Here is a 15539-nt window from a genome sequence, read left to right as displayed (position 1 = left end):
TCAGGCGCAGTCGCGGCAGATGAGCCGTCCGCCACTCTCCTCCGCCAGCCTGCTGCGGTGATGCACCAGGAAGCAGACGGAGCAGGTGAACTCGTCGGCCTGCTTGGGCACGACCTTCACGGTCAGGTCCTCGCCGGAAAGTCCGGAGAGGTCCGCGCCCGGCAGTTCGAAGTTCTCGGCGGTAGCGTCTTCGTCGACGTCCACGACGCCGGACTGGTTTTCGTTGCGCCGTGCCTTGAGTTCTTCCAACGAGTCTTCGGCCAGCTCGTCGGCTTCGCTGCGGCGCGGAGCGTCGTAGTCGGTCGCCATTTGTCCCTCACCCCTGCGATGCTTCGATGTCAGATGGCCCGGACCCGCGAGCGCGCGGCTCGTGAGTCCTTCGTGCCGCTGGTTAACGTCCCAGCGCCCCTGTTTGTGCCCGGCTGGGCAGTGAGCGAGGTCTCTCTTTTGCGCCTCTTACTGCCGCCTGAGCCCGCGAAGGGTAGCTCACGCCGATACCAGCTCTGCAACGAGTCAGACATTGCTGCGAATACGTCACCCAACAGGGGGAACCTGGTCTTCAAGACGCTTGTCGTCCGAATGGGTTGCCCCCGGGTCGGGAACCTCACCCCATGGGTCCGGCCGCTTGCCCGGAGTGGCTGTCGCGTGGTGCTATCCGGAGGCCCGCGCCGATGACCTTCGCCGTAACGCATAGGCTGATCGGACACGACGGTGAGGTAAAGCACCGTCCGGGGATCCGGGCTTTGGGGAAGGGACTGGCAGGTGGCGTCGGGGAACGGCATCGGGGACCGCGGGGCGAGGCCGTATCGCAGGCACAAGCCGCTCCCCGCGCTCATCGTGATCGGGGTGCTGGCGCTCGGCGCGATCATCGTCTGGGTGAACGTGGTGACAAGCCGCAGCGACATCGACGCCGTGATCCGCTGCGATCCGCCTCCCACGCCCCAGCAGGGCGTCACCTATACGCCACTGACGCATGACGGGCTGGACGACCGCGCGCCGGTCCCGCCCGACAAGGTCGCCGTCCAGGTGCTCAACGGCTCCAAGGTTCGCGGCCAGGGTGGCATCGCCACCAGCACGCTCAAGGAACTGGGCTTCTCCCAGGCCGTCGACCCGGTCAACGACCCGGCCTACGGGAACGTCGAAGCCAAATGCCGCGGCCAGATCCGCTTCGGTGAGAACGGCGCGGCGGCGGCGCGCACGCTGAGCCTGGTGGTCCCGTGCGCCGAACTGGTGAAGGACAACCGGAAGGACGCGTCGGTCACGCTCACCACCGGCACCCTGTTCGGCGAGATCCGCCCGAAGGCGGAGGCACGCCAGGTCCTCGACCAGCTCACGCAGTGGTCGAAGGCGCAACAGGGCAACGGCGGCGGCGAGCAGTCGGCGGGCGGCGGTGCCCCGGTGATCGACCAGGCGCTGCTGAAGGCCGCCCGCGAAGTCCCCTGCTGAGTTCTCTCGCGCGTGTCATGAAAGACCCTTTCCTGACGAATTTCGTCAGGAAAGGGTCTTTCATGACATCGGCGGCGGCCTCAGATCAAGCCCGCACCCGAGTCGACGAGTACCTGACGCAACGGCGTCGCGATCGACGGCGCCACCGCGAACGTCGCGTCGGGTCCCAGCTCCGCGTCTTCCCCGGGAAGTGACACCAGTGCTCCAGCCTCGGCGGCGATGAGCGCGCCGGCGGCCCAATCCCAGTGCCCGAGGCCATGTTCGACGTAGGCGTCCAGCCAGCCCGCGGCGACCGCGCACAGGTCCAAGGAGGCGGCGCCGTTGCGCCGGACGTCCCGCACCCGGGTCGCCAGTTCGGCGACGAAGCGAGCCTGTTTCGCACGCCGTTCGACCTTGTAGGCGAATCCGGTGCCGACGAGTGCCAGATCCAACCGGGAAGGGGCGTTGACCGACAGCGGCCGCCCGTCCAGGAACGCGCCGTGCCCACGCGCGGCGGTCCATCGGCGGCCGCTCACCGGCTCGATGACGGCGCCTGCCACCGAGACCCCGCCGACCTGCGCCGCCACCGACACGGCGAACCAAGGCAGGCCGTAGAGGAAGTTCACCGTGCCGTCGATCGGGTCGACCACCCAGGTCACCCCGTCCCCGGCGATCCCGCCGCCCTCCTCGCCGAGCACGGCGTCATCGGGGCGTAGTTCGGCCAGCCGTGCGCGCACCAGCCGTTCCGACTCGTGGTCCACCGCGGTCACCACGTCGGTGTCGGCGGATTTGGTGTCCACGCGCACCTCGCGGCCCGCGTTCATCCCGGTCCAGGCTTCGTGGACCAGTTCGGCGGCCTCGCCCGCGACACGCTCGGCGACACTCTTCAGCAACGTCTCGTCAACTCCCACGTCCGCCATGTCACCACATCCGGTTAAAGTCTCCGAGGCAGGCTTCTGAATCGTGCGAGAAGGGACCACGTCCGTGGTGGAGGCGACCCGAGGTTTCGGTATCGACATCGGCGGCAGCGGGATCAAGGGCGCGCTGGTCGACTTGGCGGAGGGGAAGCTGATCGGCGACCGGATCCGCATCGACACGCCGCAGCCCTCGACCCCCGAGGCGGTGGCCGACGTCGTCGCCGAGATCACCGGGCAGGCGGGCTGGGACGGTCCCGTCGGAGTCACCCTGCCTGCCGTGGTCAAGAAGGGCGTCGCGCACACCGCGGCCAACATCGACCACAAGTGGATCGGCACCGACGCTGACGCGCTGTTCGCCAAACGCCTTGGCCGCGGGGTGGACGACGTCGCGATGCTCAACGACGCCGACGCCGCGGGGATGGCCGAGATCCGCTGGGGCGACCCGATCGCGAAGCGCGGTGTGACCGCGCTGCTCACCTTCGGCACCGGAATCGGCAGCGCGGTCTTCCAAGACGGGAAGCTGGTGCCCAACACCGAGTTCGGCCATATCGAGGTCGATGGTCACGATGCGGAAAAGAAAGCCGCGGCATCGGTGAAGGACAACGAGGAACTGACGTATCCCGAATGGGCGGAACGGGTGAACAGGTATCTCAGCGTGCTGGAGAACCTGATCTGGCCGGACCTGTTCATCGTCGGCGGCGGGGTCAGCAAGAAGTCGCACAAGTGGGTGCCACTACTGGACATCCGCACGCCGGTCATCGTCGCGTCCCTGCAGAACAACGCGGGCATCGTCGGCGCGGCGGCCGCCGCCGCGGAAGGCATCGAGCACTGACACGCACAAGCTGACATCCGCGCTTCGGATGTCACTTCGGCGGGTCGCACGGCGTGTCGCGCCCGCCGGGCGGTGATCCGCGCCGCGACGCTGTCACGTATCGTCGTTACAATGGAACACGGCCCACGGCGGCGGCACTCACGAGAACGTGGGAAACCGCAGGCCGGAGGGTGTTCCCCGAAGTTTGAGGCAGCCGAGACCATCAAGTCTCGGCTCGTCATGATCGACCGCTGCGAAAGGGCGTAAGTGGCAGCCGCAAGAACCGCAACCCGAAGCGGGACGAAGACAGCGACCGCAGCCGGCGAGCCGGCCGACGAGGCAGCCACCGACGCGGCCAAGCCCGCGGCGCGCAAGACAGCCGCCAAGCCGGCCGGCGCGAAGAAGGCCCCGGCGAAGAAGGCTCCGGCCAAGAAACCCACCACCAAGGGTGCCAAGACCGAAGACGGCGAACCGGAAGACGGTCCGGTCGAACTCGACGAAGCCGACCTCGAAACCCCGGATCTGTCCGACCTGGAAGAGGTCGAGGTGGACGTCGTCGACGCGACGGTCACCGAGGAGACGGAAGAGGACGCGGAGTCCGAGGAGGACGTCGAAGAGACGCCCCCTCGCGGGCGCCGGACGACGGCCGACAAGAACGCCGGCAAGACCTCCGACAACCCGGACTTCGTCTGGGACGAGGAAGAGTCCGAGGCACTGCGCCAGGCCCGCAAGGACGCCGAGCTCACCGCTTCGGCCGACTCGGTCCGCGCGTACCTCAAGCAGATCGGCAAGGTCGCCCTGCTGAACGCCGAGGAGGAGGTGGAGCTCGCCAAGCGCATCGAGGCCGGGCTCTACGCCGCCGAACGCGTCCGCAACGCCGAGGAGGAGGGCGAGAAACTCGTCACCCAGATGCGGCGCGACCTCAAGTGGATCGTGCGTGACGGTGAGCGGGCGAAGAACCACCTCCTGGAGGCGAACCTCCGGCTCGTGGTGTCGCTGGCCAAGCGCTACACCGGCCGTGGCATGGCGTTCCTGGACCTGATCCAGGAAGGCAACCTCGGTCTGATCCGCGCGGTCGAGAAGTTTGACTACACCAAGGGCTACAAGTTCTCCACGTACGCCACCTGGTGGATCCGTCAGGCGATCACCCGCGCGATGGCCGACCAGGCCCGCACCATCCGTATCCCGGTGCATATGGTCGAGGTGATCAACAAGCTCGGCCGTATACAGCGTGAACTCCTGCAGGACCTCGGCCGCGAGCCCACCCCCGAAGAGCTCGCGAAGGAAATGGACATCTCCCCGGAGAAGGTCCTCGAGATCCAGCAGTACGCGCGTGAGCCGATCTCGCTCGACCAGACCATCGGCGACGAGGGCGACTCGCAGCTCGGTGACTTCATCGAGGACTCCGAGGCCGTCGTCGCGGTCGACGCGGTGTCGTTCACGCTGCTGCAGGACCAGCTCCAGTCGGTGCTGCAGACGCTGTCCGAGCGTGAGGCGGGGGTGGTGCGGCTGCGGTTCGGCCTCACCGACGGCCAGCCGCGCACGCTCGACGAGATCGGCCAGGTGTACGGGGTGACCCGTGAACGCATCCGGCAGATCGAGTCGAAGACGATGTCGAAGCTGCGTCACCCGTCGCGTTCGCAGGTACTGCGCGACTACCTGGACTAGCAGTCCCGGTTTCCGGAGAGACCCCGTCACCGCTCTTAGGTGACGGGGTCTCTCGCGTTTCGTCCTCTAGTTGCGGTCCTTGCGCGTGCAACTACCGCAACCAGAGGACTAATCGCGGCCGGTCAGGGTGCTCCACGGGACGTGCACGGTCACCCGTTCCCGCAGTTGCTCGTTCATCAGCCACAGCTCCCCTGTCGACGGCCAGTACGACAGGTTCTGCGAGTTCACCGGTGCCTTGCCACCCAGCCGGGACGTCGACGTGCCGCCGACCCCGCCGTGCAGGCACGACGGATGGTCACCCGCCACGCCGGCGTATTCCGGGCAGGTGCCGGTCATCACGAAATAACCGTTGCGTGCCACCGCTCCCTGCATGCCCCAAATCGGAGACACGAAGCCTTCCTTCGCGTGCACGGTCCCGTCGGCCGACAGTGCGGGCAGCCCGGTCGCGCGGTCGAACGGCCACCGCAGGACCCGGCTGCCGGACGCGTTGGGCACGTGCTCCGAGGTCACGATCGAGCCGTCACTGTGGTCGAAGGACATCGTCGAGAGACACGGGCGCGGCCCGGGCGCGTTGGTGCAGGTGCCGCCGCCGGGATACCAGAACGCGCCGATCTGCGGCATCGCGTAGTCATAGAAAGCCGCGTGGTACTTGCCATCGGGGCCCTTCCCGACGACGCCGGAGCTGTCGTCTGCCTTCCAGAAGTGCCGCGTGTCGAACACCCGCACCACTCCCCCGGTGGTCGCGACGAACAGCCGGTTCCCGATCCAGGTCATCCCGTGCCCATGTCCTTGCACGACGGCGAAATTGTCGTTCGACGTCGGTTCGACGAGCAGTACATGCCGGTAGCCGAGCCCGGTCGCGTCCATAAAGGACAGCCGGACCATGGTGTCGCCCGGGGTGTGCCAGGACGTCGCCACGACCCGTTTGCCGCCGACCTTCCCGGTCGCCGCGTCGGCGTCGCCGGAACCGGTCAGTCCCTGTGGGATCCAGTCGTTGGTCTTGTCGTCATTGGCGTCCTCCCAGCAGAATCCGGCCGGTTTCAGCGCCGCCGCGAGGTATGTGCCGTGGCACAGCGGACGCCCCTTGCGGTTGGCCGACGAAAGGATCTCCGGCAGGCCGCGTGGCGTGAGTTTCGTTTCCAGCGCGGCGATGCGCGCGGCGTAGGTGTCGAAGGTCGAACCCGGCGTCCAGCGGTAGCCGTCGACCGTGGCCGCGTCCATCCGCGGGAAGGTCGCCGCGGCGGAGGCGACCCCGGGGATGAGGGCGAACACCAGTAAGAGCGAAGCGAGTAGTCCCAGCCTCTTCATGTTCACCGAGGCTCCCGGCCATGCGCATAAGTTCGATACAAACCGTGTCAGGACACCGAAAGTCCGCGCTCTGCCAAGGATTCCTCGACACGCAGCCGTTCGATGCCTCGGTCGAAACCCTCCGGCAGGGTGTCCAGCCGGTGTTCGACCTCGACCTCCCGGCAGGCCTGGACGAGCAACGCGTCGTACGCCTGGCGGGTGCCGTACCGGCGGACGGCCGAAGCGCCGGAGGGGAGGTCGGCCAGCAGCCGGTGTACCCGCCGGAGGTCGGCGGCGAGTTTCTCGATGGGCGGCCCGGCCGGGACCTCCGGTTCGCGACGGCGGCGCCACCAGCGCAGCACCGGGGGCACCTTCAGCGCGCACCAGAAAAGGACCGACGGCGCCACGGCGACAACGGTGTACAGCGCGACAGGCCAGGTGACCACGACTCATGGTAAACCGCGCTGAAGCCGTGATTCCGGCTATATTCGCGACTGTGCTGACCGAGAGCTACCGCTACCCGGACACCGGCGACCACGTCACCGGGGCGTTCATCCGACGGCACGAGCCTTACGACGGGTACTGGACGGCGAGCGAGGACAAGGCGCTCGGGAAGATCGCCGGACGGCTCACCGCCACCCTCGGTGCACGGGCCGGGGTCAAGGCGCTCGACGCCGGCTGCGGTGAGGGGCGCCTCCTCCCCTGGCTCGCCCGGTTCTCCGCCGACGTCGCCGCCGCGGACCCCGACCCGGACAGGCTGGCCAAGGCACGCGAGACCGTCGTCGAGGACACCGAGTTCTCCTTCGCCGTCTCACCCATCACCGAACTGGACGGCGGCCCGTACGACCTCGTCGTCTGCAGTCACGTCATCCAGCACGTGCCGACGCCGGACGTCACGCCGATCCTGCGGCGGCTGGCCGAGGTGACCGCGCCCGGCGGCGCCCTCGTGCTGGCCTACAGCCGGTCGCCGATCGGACAGGGCACGTTCAGCCTGGACAGCGTCGAAGACGGTGCCGGGGTCCGGTCCCGCCGTGTCTCACGCGAAGAGTTCGACAACGCACTGCGTGACGGCGACGGCCCGGCACTGCCGATCCGGTATCTCGACCCGGACGAAGTCGCCGCCGACGCCACGGCGGCGGGCTGGCGGACCGAATGGGAGTGGACCTACCACGTCCTCGACGACCTCGGTCCCGCCGACGAGCACGTCGACCGCGACGAACTGGTCAACGCCTCCGGGCCGCTGCGCCGCCACCTCGGCCGGGATCTGGTCGCGTTGCTACGCCGCGAACCCGCATGACCGCACTGCTTCTCACCTTCGCCTGGGCGGTCCCGCTGTCCGAGCGGGAGGCGGAGAAGGTACTGGACGGCGGCCGGGACCGGGGGCTGCTGACGCACCTCGACGGCGATCTCGGCGACGACTGGGCGGCCGCGGAGAACTTCCTCGCCAGCTATACGACCCCGCCGCGACGCCGGGTGCTGCGCAAACGCACCGGCGGCTCACGGCTGTCGATCCGCGTCGGCGCGGCAGCCCTGCCGTGCGAACTCGTGGTCACCTGGCATCCGAGCTACCACGCGATGACGCTGATCCTCGCCACCACGGTCACCGGCCAGGAGGCCGACCGCCCGGCCGCCGAATTCGACCTCGCGATCGCCGTCCTGCAAAGCCTCCAGGGCCGCGAGGCGGTGAACGGGAACGACGGGCTGCACGGCAGCTACGGCGAGAAAACCTTCCCCTCGCTCCTCAAGGCCGTCACCCACGTCTTCGAGGACCTGACCAAAGGCTGCGAGCTGTCCGAAGGGCTCAGCCGCAAGGGCTGGTGTGTCGAAGTGCGCTCCCACGACGGGCATCCGCCCGCGCAACGGGTGGCGGCCGATCCCCGGCCGTTCTACGGGATGGCGACCGGCGACGAGGGCTGGCGGTTCGTGCCGCGCGAGGTCGCCCGCGAGGCGCTCGGCCCGTCGTGGGGAACGCGTTCCTTCGTCGCGGCCTACACGATGGCGGCCGGGATCGTCTGCCTCAACAGCAAGGATTCCGACTACGTCGAGCAGCAGGGCGAGCTGATGCGCGGCCCGTTCGGCGCGGACGACCCGTACTTCGGCATCGACAGCGAGGTCGGTGGGCTCGATCACGGGATGCTGTTCATCCTCGAACGGGTCCTGATCCGGATGGCGCTGGCCGACCAGTGGCTGCGCAACGCCCAGCGCGAAATGCAGGCTCTGGCGGCGAAGAAGCTCGGAGTGATGAAGAAGCCCCCGAACCGCACCCGGCTGCTCCGCGGCTCACTCGACGACATCCTCGAAATGCTGCATTCGGCGCTCCCGCCCGAGGTCGACTCGCTGGAGCGCCGCCTGGTCACCAGCATGGGCGTGGAGCGGATCATCGCCCAGCTCGACCGCCAGGCCGAGGCGATCGACGAGGAGACCCGGTACTCCTACGAGAACACGGTGAGCGCGCGGGTCACGCGGCTCACCGTGGTCACCGTCGTGCTGACGGTCGTCACCATCGTCCTGGGGGTCCTGCAGGTGCTCGTGTCACTCTGAGCGGCGTGGTTCCGGTCATCGTCGCGCCTCTTCCGAAACCCGGTCGTCGTCGTCCTTGGGCGAGAGTTCCTGCCACAGCGGCCCGGTGGCGAACCAGATGGCCGTCACGATCCCCAGCCTCGGCAGCCAGCCCCACAGCTGCGCGACCTGCTCGGTGTCGCCGACCACGAGGATCAGCAGGAGCAGCACGACGGAGGCGAGCCCGCACGCCAGCACGCAGTTGAACCACGAACGCCATTCGACGCGGGCCTTCTCCCGTCCCCTCGGCTTGGGCGGCGGTGGCGGCCCACCCGCGAACCGGTGTGCGAACCGCACGTCGGCCCACCGGATCATCGACGGTCCGAACACCACGCTGAAGCCGAGATAGACCGCGGCGAGGCCGTGCACGAAGTTCGCCGTGGCGCCGTTCCGCAGGTCGATGACCGTCGCGGCCAGCACGACGAGGTCGATCACCGGGGTGAGGAACAGCAGTACGGCGCTCGTGCGCTTCAGCTTGAGCAGATAGCGGGTCGCGAGGCCGGCGACGATGGCGACCCAGAAACCGATCTCCCCACCGGCGATCACGGCCGCCATCGGGTTTTCCGCGATGAAGTCCCAGATCTTGTTCACGATCCGAGTCTGACTCGCGCCGCGGGTGGCCACATCGGCGTACGGCACGAGATGTTCGTCATCAGTTAGTAGGACACCGCCCCGCGCCCCGGTGTGCTGGGATGGACGGGTGCCCTCGCTGGTCCCACGCCTGAATCACCTCGCCGAAGGGAAACAGGACGTCGTCATCGCCTTCGGCTCCTGGGTCGTCGGTGTCCTGGTCTACGTGAGCGGGATGCAGGTGCTGCTCGCGGGCCCCGACGACACTCCACTGTGGATCCGGCTGACCGAGCTGACCGTGCTGTGCGCGCTGGAGACGCTGCGCCGCAAGATCCCGCTGGCGCTGATGTGCGCGCTGGCCGTGGTCGCGGTGGACCTCTCGTTCGGTCCCTCGCTGCCGATCCTCATCATCTTCACCGATTTCCTCTACGCGACGACGCTCTACGGTTCGCGACGCGTCAGCAGGCTGGTGATGGGCGCCGCCGCGATCGGGACGATCTCGGTGGTCGGCCTGGCGCTCCTCTTCTCCGAGCACTGGCGGACGGCCGCCCTCGCGTTCGCGTTGCTGCCGTTCGTGGTCACGCCGGTGTGGTGGGCGGCGAACGTGCGGCAGCAACGGGACATCGCCGACGGCGAGCGGGCGAACGCGGGGCAGCTGGCCAAGATCGGCGACCTGGACCGGAAGGCCGCGGTGGCCGCGGAACGCTCGAAGATGGCGCGGGACCTGCACGACGTCATCGCCGGGCAGCTGTCGGCGATCGCCATCCAGTCCGAGGCCGCGCTGACGATGGCGACAGCCGACCCGAAACTGTCCAGGAAGGTGCTGGAATCGGTGCGGGAGAACAGCGTGAGCGCGCTGGAGGAGATGCGCGCGATGATCGGGCTGCTGCGCGCGGATCCTTCGACGGGTGACTCCGAGATCGAACCGACCGCGCCCGCCCGGCTGGCCGAACTGTCCAAACTGGTCGAATCGGCGCGGGCCAGCGGGCTGGACGTCGAGGTCGGGTCCACTGTGGACCAGTCCCCGGCGCTGCCCGCCGCGGTCGACCTGACCGCGTACCGGATCGCGCAGGAGGCGCTGACCAACGCGGTCAAGCACGCCGCCGGCGGTCGGGCCGTGCTCGACATCAGCCGCGGCCGGGGCATACTCACCGTCGAGGTGCGCAACGATCTTCGTCCCGGCTCCGGCTCGGGTGACGACGGCGGGACCGGACTCGGCCTGCTGAACATGCGGGAACGGGCCGCCGCGGTGGGCGGCACCCTCACCGCCGGTCCGTCCGGCGGCGGCTGGCTGGTCCGCGCCGAACTGCCTCTGGAGGGGTCTTGAGCGACGGGAACATCAAAGTGCTGGTCGCCGACGACCACGGCGCGATCCGCGCCGGGTTGATGATGATCCTCGGCAATGCCGAGGGCATCGAGGTGGTCGGCGAGGCCGCGGACGGCGCCACCGCCGTCCGCCAGGCGAAGGCGCTGAAGCCGGACGTCGTGCTGATGGACGTCCGGATGCCCGGCGTCGACGGCATCGCGGCGACGCGGGAACTGACCACGGAGGGGTTGTGCGAAGTCCTCGTGCTGACCACCTTCGACCTCGACGAGTACGTCCACGCCGCGCTGCGGGCCGGTGCGGCCGGGTTCCTGCTGAAATCGGTGGAGGCGTCGCGGCTGATCGAGGCGGTGAAACTGGTCGCGGCAGGCGAAGGCGTACTCGCCCCGCAGGTCACGCGCAAGCTGATCGCCGCGTTCGCCTCGGGCACCCGCGAACCCGCCGCCGTCCCCGACGGTCTCGGCGAGCTGACCGAACGCGAACGCGAGGTGCTGGCCTGCCTCGGCGGTGGCCTGTCCAACGCGCAGATCGGTACCCGGCTGCATATCGGCGAGACGACGGTGAAGACACACGTTTCGCGAGTGCTGACGAAGCTGGCGCTGCGATCTCGGGTGCAGGCGGCGATCTTGGCGCAGGAGAACGGGATCGTCCTGGAGAGCTGAACCTCCCACCGATCTGCGAGGCAGGCGGCGATCTTCTAGCGTGACCCTTCATGCGGCGAACTCTGGACGTGGACGAGGTCCTGAAGCGACAGGACTCGGGTGAGCTGAAACGCCGCCTGCACGGACGTGACCTGATCGGGTTCGGGGTCGGCATCATCATCGGCACCGGGATCTTCACCCTCGCCGGTGTCGAGGCGAAGTCGCACGCCGGTCCGTCGGTGACGCTGTCGTTCGTGCTCGGCGCCGTCGTGGCCGGGATGGCCGCCCTCTGTTACGCCGAACTCGCCTCCAGCGTGCCGACCGCGGGCAGCGCCTACACCTACGCGTTCGCCACCCTCGGCGAGACGTTCGCCTGGATCATCGGCTGGGACCTGCTGCTCGAGTTCGCCCTCGGCGCGGCCGTCGTGTCACGCGGCTGGTCCGGCTACCTCGCGAACCTGATGGGGCTCTCCCCCGACTGGTTCGGGGAAAACGCGAAGATCAACATCGGCGCGGTCCTGATCATCGCGGTGCTGACCGTGATCGCCGTCATCGGGATCAAGGAGTCGGCGCGGGTGACGAATTTGCTCGTGCTGGTCAAGGTCGCGGTCTGCGTGCTGATCCTCGCGGTCGGCGTGTTCTACATCCGCGGCGAGAACCTCACGCCGTTCATCCCGCCGGCCCAGCCGCCGACGGAGACCGCCGGGGCTCTGCATCAGCCGATCGTCCAAGCCGCGCTCGGGCTCGAACAGTCCGTCTACGGCATCGCCGGGATGGTCACGGCCGCCGCGGTTGTCTTCTTCGCCTACACCGGCTTCGAGGCGCTCGCCAACCTCGGTGAGGAGACGGTGAACCCGAAACGCGATTTGCGGGTCGGCATCCTCGGCGCGCTCGGCGTCTGCGCGCTGCTCTACATCGCCGTCTCGCTGGTGCTGACCGGGATGGTGCCGTTCGCCGAGATCGACGCGGGCGCCCCGCTCGCCGACGCCTTCGACCGGGTCGGGCAGCATTGGGTCGGCGCGTTGATCTCGCTCGGCGCGGTCACCGGGCTGACGTCGGTGATGATGGTGGAACTGGTGACGATCGGGCGGATCGGCTTCGCGATGGGCCGCGACGGGCTGCTGCCGAAGAAGTTCGGCAAAACGCATCCACGCTGGGGTACCCCGCACCGGATGACGATCGCCGGGGCGGTGCTGATCGCGGCGCTCGCCGCCTTCATCCCGATCTCCGAACTCGCCGACATGGTCAGTATCGGCGCGCTCTCGGCGATGATCATCGTCGCGGTGGCCGTCCCTGTGCTGCGGAAACGCCGTCCAGGCTTGGAGCGCCCATTCACGGTGCCGTTCTCGCCGTATCTGCCCGTCGTGGCGGCGCTGGCCTGCCTGTACCTGATGCTCAACCTCGACGTGATGACCTGGCTGCGGTTCGCCGCGTGGCTGCTGCTGGGCCTGGTGATCTACGTCTTCTACGGCCGCAAGCACTCTCGCTTCGCCCGGCCCGGCGACGTCAGCTCCACAGACCGGCCGTCTTGACGGCGGCGTCGGCGGACTCGGCGTCGACGACGTCGACCACGACCAGGACCCGGCTCAGCGCCGCGGCCAGCCATTCGATCGGCTGCTCGCGCAAGCCGTTGTCCCCCAACGACGAATAACCATCCATAATGGACACAAGGGTACCTTCGGTGCCGATCCGCATCCCGGTCACCAGCACGACATGTCCTGTCGACGGGCGCCAGCGCGACGACCACAGCGGCGGAACGCCCGTGTCGAGGTAGTCGAGCAGGGCACGCGCCGGCGTGTCGTGCGCGCCGAATTCGGCCGGGTCGACCTCGGCGATCAGCGCGACCCGCGGCAAAGGCCACAATGCCGCCAGAAGCATGAAGAGCGACTGCGGCGCCCAGTTCCCGGTGGCGGGCACGGCGGCGAGCCGCCCGCCCGACAGCTCCTCGATCGCCCGCGCCAGCCCCTCCGGCGTGGTGCCCGCCCGCTCCGCCACCGGCAGCGGAAGCCGATAGTCCACCCGGGACACCTCACCTGCCGGAAGTTCCGGCGCCGCGGGCAGAACGGTGCCTGCCGAGGCCGCGACCTCGTCCTGATCGGCGATGTCGAACCCCGCCGCGCGCAGGGCGGCCAGCGCCGCGAACGGCCCGGCGAGCCCGTCCTTCTGCGGGAGTTCGGCGCGCGCGACGGCGACGAGGTGCTCACCACCCGGCAGCCAGCGAGGCCCGGACAGGCCCGTGCGATCGCCGTCGATTCCGGACGACATCAGTCTTCGAACGTCCACGACCGCATGACGAACTTCCCGTCCGTGCCCGCACCGGCCGAGGCGTAGGTCGCCAGCGCGGCCGTATTGTCCGGTTCGACGCCGACCCACATCCCCCGGCAGCCCCGCTCCCGCGCGAGCGCGGCCAGCGCGTCGACCAGATCGCGGCCGATCCCACGCCGCTGGTAGTCCGGATGGACGTCGAGTTCGTTGAGGAACATCTCGGTGCCCTTGTCCGGATGCGTCACCTCGGTGCCGGTGATCATCCCCGCCGGATAGCCGTCCTCGTAGGCGATCAGCAGGTGGTTCTCCTCCCCCGCGAGGAACTTCTCGGACGCCGTCCGTTCCGCGGGGCCGTCGAACAGGTGCTCGGCGGCGACGACCTCGTCGACGGTCCTTGCCCGCCGGATGTCGGCCACGTGTCCTCCAGGTGCTGGTAACGCCACAGGTGCGGCGATGATCTCTTCGGTACCGCGGTCGGGTCCTCCGGCAGCCTGGAGACGCCGCGGGTCTTCCGTTCACCCTCGGTCGGGGTCAGTATCCCGCCAGGAGGGGCCGCGGGCCATCGGGTTACGCGGGTGGTTCGGACACCGTCCGGTCACGCCGGTCCGGCGAACGCAGCGCCACCCCGGCGACCACGGCCAGCGTGCCGAGTGCCTCGGGCAGCGTCGGGACCTGCTTCAGCCAGAGGAAACCGATCAGGCCCGCCGTCACCGGCAGCAACGCGAGCAGCATCGCGAACCGGGCGTGCCCCGCCTTGCGCAGGACCACCTGATCGAGCGCGTACGGCACGACCGTCCCGAGCACACCCATCCCGATGCCCAAGAGCAGCAGGCGTGGCGAACCCCACACCGCCCCGGTGCCGAACGCCAGCGGGGACAGCACCACGGTGCCGACCGCGAACCCCACGGCCAGCCCGTCGATCCCGCTCCCGCCGACCGCGACCCGCTTCCCGAGCAGGATGTACCCGGCCCAGGCGGCCGCCGCGCCCAGCGCGAAGAGCACGCCGGGCAGGCTGCCTTCGAGGCGGACGTCCGCGATGGCGACCACCCCGGCCACCACCAGCAGGAGTGCGAAGACGTCACGCCGGGTCCGCGAGCCGAAAGCCGCGACGAGGACCGGCCCGGCGAATTCGAGTGCGACCGCCGTGCCGAGCGGCAACCGCGCGATCGCCTCGTAGAAGAGCACGTTCATCCCGGCCGTGACGACGCCGAAAGCACCGGCGAGCAGGAACGCGCGCCCGGTCCACGCCTCACGAGAGGGCCTCCGCCACGCCAGCAGGACCACGGCGGCCCCGAGACAGCGAAGCCAAGCCACCCCCGCGGGTGAGGCGACCGAAAAGAGACCTACGGCGACGGCCGCACCGGCGTACATCGAAATTCCGCTGAGAACGAACAAGACCGGAGCGGGGACGCTCGAAAGGCGGCTCCGGACGGCTGCGATACCCACCCCAGCATGGTGCCTGACGTGGGAAAAGACGTTCCGACGGGGAGTCTTCTCCTACGTTGCGTGATTACGCTACGACATACGAGGTAATTAGCAGTGACAAATGAGACACCCGCACGGGAACACTTGCGGGCCGCCAAACGTCTGGAAGAGTGGAAGCACGAACACGGCGGGGTCGGGAACGAGCGTTCCCGGCATCAGTGCCGAAGTGGTCGTAGCTGGATCGATGGCACCGGGTCACCGGTGCCGGGACGGAGGGAGACTCCAATGACTTCACCGACGCTCACCCGCCCCGAACTGACCGCTGCCGACCGATGCGACCGGTGTGGAGCTGCAGCCCAGGTTCGAGCCATTCTCAGCACCGGTGGCGAGTTGCTCTTCTGTGGTCACCACGCCCGCGCACACGAAACGAAGCTCAAGGAAATGTCCGCGGACATTCAGGGGTAACCCACCAGTAGACGACCACCCGGCGGCCGGCAGCTCCCCATGGAGCAGTCGGCCGCCCTGTCTTTCCCCTGGTTTTCGGGTGGCAGCAGCCGCCTTGGCGTGGCGCATGCCTGCCGACGTGCGCGGCTACGACATGCTCGGCGACACGATCGACTTCGGCCGCCACGTCATCCCGATCGTGC

Annotated in this window: 17 protein-coding genes; 9 read left to right on the top strand and 8 right to left on the bottom strand. The window is 68.9% G+C overall.

Annotated features, from left to right (window positions below; translation table 11 throughout):
* On the bottom strand, positions 1-309 hold the full coding sequence (locus AB0M65_RS26270; protein ID WP_005164528.1) for a DUF4193 domain-containing protein: 309 nt from the start codon (positions 307-309) through the stop codon (positions 1-3).
* 453 nt (positions 310-762) lie between these two features.
* Between AB0M65_RS26270 and cei the strand changes: the two genes are divergently transcribed.
* Positions 763-1446: an envelope integrity protein Cei gene (gene cei, locus AB0M65_RS26265; RefSeq protein ID WP_364032709.1), complete on the top strand. Its 684-nt coding sequence runs from the start codon at positions 763-765 to the stop codon at positions 1444-1446.
* Positions 1447-1526: 80 nt separating this feature from the next.
* Here cei and AB0M65_RS26260 read toward each other — a convergent pair whose 3' ends face one another.
* Positions 1527-2345 carry an inositol monophosphatase family protein gene (locus AB0M65_RS26260; RefSeq protein WP_364032706.1) on the bottom strand — a complete coding sequence of 273 codons (819 nt, stop codon included), beginning with the start codon at positions 2343-2345 and terminating at the stop codon, positions 1527-1529.
* A 67-nt stretch (positions 2346-2412) separates the two neighbouring features.
* On the opposite strand from AB0M65_RS26260, the gene ppgK reads away from it, so the two are divergent.
* On the top strand, positions 2413-3174 hold the full coding sequence (gene ppgK, locus AB0M65_RS26255; RefSeq protein ID WP_364032769.1) for a polyphosphate--glucose phosphotransferase: 762 nt from the start codon (positions 2413-2415) through the stop codon (positions 3172-3174).
* Between the two features lie 246 nt (positions 3175-3420).
* Positions 3421-4821: an RNA polymerase sigma factor gene (locus AB0M65_RS26250; protein ID WP_364032703.1), complete on the top strand. Its 1401-nt coding sequence runs from the start codon at positions 3421-3423 to the stop codon at positions 4819-4821.
* Positions 4822-4929: 108 nt separating this feature from the next.
* Here the strand turns inward: AB0M65_RS26250 and AB0M65_RS26245 are convergent, their stop codons facing one another.
* Positions 4930-6129 (bottom strand): hypothetical protein, encoded by a 1200-nt coding sequence (locus tag AB0M65_RS26245; RefSeq protein WP_364032766.1) that lies wholly within the window; start codon positions 6127-6129, stop codon positions 4930-4932.
* 47 nt (positions 6130-6176) lie between these two features.
* Positions 6177-6554, bottom strand: a complete 378-nt coding sequence (locus AB0M65_RS26240; protein WP_364032700.1) for a hypothetical protein — start codon at positions 6552-6554, stop codon at positions 6177-6179.
* 50 nt (positions 6555-6604) lie between these two features.
* Between AB0M65_RS26240 and AB0M65_RS26235 the strand changes: the two genes are divergently transcribed.
* Together AB0M65_RS26235 and AB0M65_RS26230 are read left to right on the top strand one after the other, a co-directional pair.
* Positions 6605-7405: a class I SAM-dependent methyltransferase gene (locus AB0M65_RS26235; protein ID WP_364032697.1), complete on the top strand. Its 801-nt coding sequence runs from the start codon at positions 6605-6607 to the stop codon at positions 7403-7405.
* Positions 7402-8649, top strand: coding sequence for a hypothetical protein (locus tag AB0M65_RS26230; RefSeq protein WP_364032694.1), 1248 nt, complete (start codon positions 7402-7404; stop codon positions 8647-8649). The genes AB0M65_RS26235 and AB0M65_RS26230 overlap by 4 nt, the downstream gene beginning before the upstream one ends.
* A gap of 15 nt (positions 8650-8664) precedes the next feature.
* Here AB0M65_RS26230 and AB0M65_RS26225 read toward each other — a convergent pair whose 3' ends face one another.
* The gene (locus tag AB0M65_RS26225) at positions 8665-9258 is read right to left on the bottom strand and encodes a hypothetical protein (RefSeq protein WP_364032691.1); all 594 of its coding nucleotides are present in this window, start codon (positions 9256-9258) and stop codon (positions 8665-8667) included.
* Positions 9259-9367: 109 nt separating this feature from the next.
* Here AB0M65_RS26225 and AB0M65_RS26220 point away from each other — a divergent pair, with 109 nt between their 5' ends.
* The 3 genes from AB0M65_RS26220 (at position 9368) to AB0M65_RS26210 (ending at position 12734) form a co-directional block, all read left to right on the top strand.
* Positions 9368-10564 (top strand): histidine kinase, encoded by a 1197-nt coding sequence (locus AB0M65_RS26220; RefSeq protein ID WP_364032688.1) that lies wholly within the window; start codon positions 9368-9370, stop codon positions 10562-10564.
* Complete coding sequence (locus tag AB0M65_RS26215; protein ID WP_364032685.1) at positions 10561-11223, top strand: response regulator transcription factor; 663 nt, start codon at positions 10561-10563, stop codon at positions 11221-11223. Before AB0M65_RS26220 ends, AB0M65_RS26215 begins: the two co-directional genes overlap by 4 nt.
* 68 nt (positions 11224-11291) lie before the next feature.
* The gene (locus tag AB0M65_RS26210; RefSeq protein ID WP_364032763.1) at positions 11292-12734 is read left to right on the top strand and encodes an amino acid permease; all 1443 of its coding nucleotides are present in this window, start codon (positions 11292-11294) and stop codon (positions 12732-12734) included.
* Here the strand turns inward: AB0M65_RS26210 and AB0M65_RS26205 are convergent.
* The 3 genes from AB0M65_RS26205 to AB0M65_RS26195 all read right to left on the bottom strand — a co-directional run bounded on the left by AB0M65_RS26205 (position 12709) and on the right by AB0M65_RS26195 (position 14838).
* Complete coding sequence (locus AB0M65_RS26205; RefSeq protein WP_364032760.1) at positions 12709-13467, bottom strand: hypothetical protein; 759 nt, start codon at positions 13465-13467, stop codon at positions 12709-12711. The genes AB0M65_RS26210 and AB0M65_RS26205 overlap by 26 nt on opposite strands.
* Entirely contained in the window at positions 13467-13883 is a 417-nt protein-coding gene (locus tag AB0M65_RS26200; RefSeq protein WP_364032682.1) for a GNAT family N-acetyltransferase, read from the bottom strand. Before AB0M65_RS26200 ends, AB0M65_RS26205 begins: the two co-directional genes overlap by 1 nt.
* 151 nt (positions 13884-14034) lie before the next feature.
* Positions 14035-14838, bottom strand: a complete 804-nt coding sequence (locus AB0M65_RS26195) for an EamA family transporter (RefSeq protein WP_364032757.1) — start codon at positions 14836-14838, stop codon at positions 14035-14037.
* A gap of 339 nt (positions 14839-15177) precedes the next feature.
* On the opposite strand from AB0M65_RS26195, the gene AB0M65_RS26190 reads away from it, so the two are divergent.
* Positions 15178-15357 carry a hypothetical protein gene (locus AB0M65_RS26190; RefSeq protein ID WP_364032681.1) on the top strand — a complete coding sequence of 60 codons (180 nt, stop codon included), beginning with the start codon at positions 15178-15180 and terminating at the stop codon, positions 15355-15357.
* Positions 15358-15539 lie beyond the last annotated feature (182 nt).

Source organism: Amycolatopsis sp. NPDC051071 (genome assembly GCF_040682875.1).
Lineage (GTDB): Bacteria > Actinomycetota > Actinomycetes > Mycobacteriales > Pseudonocardiaceae > Amycolatopsis.
The sequence above is the reverse complement of the archived record's forward strand: the minus strand, read 5'-3'. Positions and strand labels throughout refer to the sequence as shown.